Below are 3,002 nucleotides of genomic sequence, written 5' to 3' on the forward strand. Positions count from 1 at the left end.
GGGCGGCGGCGTCGGTGACCGGACGGCCACCGGGCAGCAGGGTCGGGACGGCGCCGGCCTCCAGGGCACCCCGGTCCCCCGCGCGGCGCGGGATCCAGGCGACCTTCGCGCCGGTGCGGGTCGCGAGCTCGGCGACCGCGGAGTGCAGGCCGGGGACCTCGGCGGCGCGGTCGCCGACGAGGATGACGGCTCCCGGCCCGGCGAGGGCGTCGACCAGCTCGCCGCCCGCGGTCATCAGGTCCCGCAGCACGGTCGCCTCGGCGCCGGGCACGGCCCGGACCAGGGTCGCGGAGGTCTTGCGCATGCCCGCCGTGGTCCACTGGCCGAGCTGGTAGACCCGCTGGCCCCGCTTGCGGACGGCCTTGCGGACGCGGAGGAAGACGATGCCCGACTCCTCCTCCAGGTCCAGCCCGACCGCGAGGACCGCGGGCGCCGCCTCGAGGCCCGCGAAGCTCACCCCGGTCTCCGGGGTGGCGCCCAGCGTGGTGGTGAGGAAGTCCAGCTCCTCGGCGGAGTGCGGCCGGGCCCGGAAGTCGACGTCGTGGGTACCCGCGGCGACCCGGGCGAACTTGGCGTAGGAGTAGGCGTCCTCGACCGTGAGCCGCCCGCCCGCCAGGACGCCGATCCCGCGGTTCCCGCGCGCGGCCAGCAGCCCCTCGGCGGCGACCCGCATGGCCTCGGTCCAGGACGCCTCGACGAGCCGGCCGGACTCGTCTCGCACCAGCGGCCGGGTGATCCGTTCCTTCGAGGCGAGATAGCGGAAGGCGAAGCGGCCCTTGTCGCAGAGCCACTCCTCGTTGACCGCGGGATCGTTGCCCGCCAGCTTGCGCATGACCGCACCGCGGCGGGTGTCGGTCCGCGAGGCGCAGCCGGAGCTGCAGTGCTCGCACACGCTCGGCGTCGACCTCAGGTCGAAGGGCCGCGACCGGAACCGGTAGGCCGCGCTGGTGAGCGCGCCGACGGGGCAGATCTGGATGGTGTTGCCCGAGAAGTAGCTCTGGAAGGGCTTGTCCTCGGCCACGCCGATCTGCTGGTTGGCGCCGCGTTCGAGCAGATCGATGAAGGGGTCCCCGGCGATCTCCTCGGAGAACCGCGTGCACCGCTGGCAGAGCACGCAGCGCTCGCGGTCCAGCAGCACCTGGCTCGAGATCGGCAGCGGCTTGGGGAAGGTCCGCTTGGTCTCGACGAACCGGGAGTCCGTGCGGCCGCTGGACATCGCCTGGTTCTGCAGCGGGCACTCGCCGCCCTTGTCGCAGATCGGGCAGTCCAGCGGGTGGTTGATCAGCAGCAGCTCCATCACGCCCTGCTGCGCCTTGTCGGCGACGGGCGAGGTGTGCTGGGTCTTGACGACCATCCCGTCGGCCACGGTCATGGTGCAGCTGGCCTGCGGCTTCGGCATGGGCCGCCCGCCCATCTCCACCTCGACCAGGCACTGGCGGCAGGCGCCCGCCGGGTCGAGCAGGGGATGGTCGCAGAACCGCGGGACGATGATCCCGAGCCGCTCGCAGGTCCGGATGAGGATCTCGCCCTTGGGCGCGTCGACCTCGATGCCGTCGATCGTGAGGCGGACGTGGCCCTCGGGCACGGGCGCCTTCTCGGAGTCGGGAGCGAGGGTCATGCGGTGGCTCCGCTCAGCTGGGCCAGCTGCTCCGGACGCGCGACCGCGGGCTGTTCCGCGATCAGGTCCAGGAACTCCTGGCGGAAGTACTTGATGCCGCTGGTGATCGGGCTCGTGGCGCCGTCGCCGAGTGCGCAGAACGAGCGGCCGAGGATGTTGTCGCAGATGTCGAGCATGGTCTCGACGTCGGACGTGGTCCCCTCGCCGTGCACCATCCGCTCCAGGATCTGCACCAGCCAGTAGGTGCCCTCGCGGCACGGGGTGCACTTGCCGCAGCTCTCGTGCTTGTAGAACTCGGTCCACTTCATGACCGCCCACGGCACGGACACGGTCTCGTTGAAGACCTGCACCGCCGTCGTCCCCAGCATGGAGCCCGCGCCCGCCGCGCCCTCGAAGTCCAGCGGGACGTCCAGGTGCTCGGCGGTGAACATCGGGGTCGACGAGCCGCCGGGGGTCCAGAACTTCAGCGGGATCCCGTCCTTCATCCCGCCGGCCAGCTCGAGCAGCGTGCGCAGGGTGATGCCCATCGGGGCCTCGTACTGCCCGGGCCGCTCGACGTGCCCCGACACCGAGTAGACCTTGGGGCCCGGGGACTTCTCCGACCCCATGCTGCGGAACCACTCCGCGCCGCCCGCCACGATGTACGGGACGGACGCGATCGTCTCGACGTTGTTCACCACGGTCGGCGAGGCGTACAGCCCGGCGGTGGCCGGGAACGGGGGCTTGAGCCGCGGCTGGCCGCGGCGGCCCTCGAGGGAGTCCAGCAGCGCCGTCTCCTCGCCGCAGATGTACGCGCCCGCGCCGGCGTGCACCACGATGTCGAGGTCGAAGCCGGTGCCGAGGATGTCCTTGCCCAGGTAGCCCTGTGCGTAGGCCTCCGCGACCGCGGCCCGCACCCGGCGGATCGGGTGTAGCGCCTCGCCGCGCACGTAGATCGCGCAGAAGTTCGCGCGGATCGCGTAGCTGGTGATGATGCAGCCCTCGATGAGCGAGTGCGGGTCCGCCATCATCGTCGGGATGTCCTTGCAGGTCCCGGGCTCGCCCTCGTCCGCGTTGACCACGAGGTACTTGGGCTTGGCGCCGGGGCCCTCGGCCCCCTGCGGGATGAAGGACCACTTCATGCCCGTGGGGAAGCCCGCGCCGCCGCGGCCGCGCAGGCCCGAGTCCTTGACCAGGGTGATCAGCTGGTCCGGGTGCCCGGCCAGCGCCGTGCGCAGCGCCGCGTAGCCGCCGGTGCGCTCGTAGGTCTCGAGCGTCCAGGAACGCTCCTCGGCCCACCTGCTGGTGAGGACCGGGGTCAGGATGTCGGGCCCCGCCGATGATGGGTTCACGGGCTCACTCATGACTTCTCCGGGAGGGCGGGGGGCTCGGCGGGCAGGGCGGG

The 3,002-nt window shown here is 72.3% G+C and carries 2 protein-coding genes; both read right to left on the reverse strand.

Translation table 11 applies throughout. The features are described 5' to 3' along the window. Positions 1–1,618 (reverse strand): NADH-quinone oxidoreductase subunit G (locus H5J29_RS27260; protein ID WP_181783859.1); only part of this gene is annotated, 1,618 nt, incomplete at its 3' end. Then, entirely contained in the window at positions 1,615–2,961 is a 1,347-nt protein-coding gene (gene nuoF / locus H5J29_RS27265; protein ID WP_181783860.1) for an NADH-quinone oxidoreductase subunit NuoF, read from the reverse strand. The genes nuoF and H5J29_RS27260, both read right to left, overlap by 4 nt. Positions 2,962–3,002 lie beyond the last annotated feature (41 nt).

This window comes from Pseudonocardia pini (assembly GCF_013870575.1).
Classification (GTDB): Bacteria; Actinomycetota; Actinomycetes; order Mycobacteriales; family Pseudonocardiaceae; genus Pseudonocardia; species Pseudonocardia pini.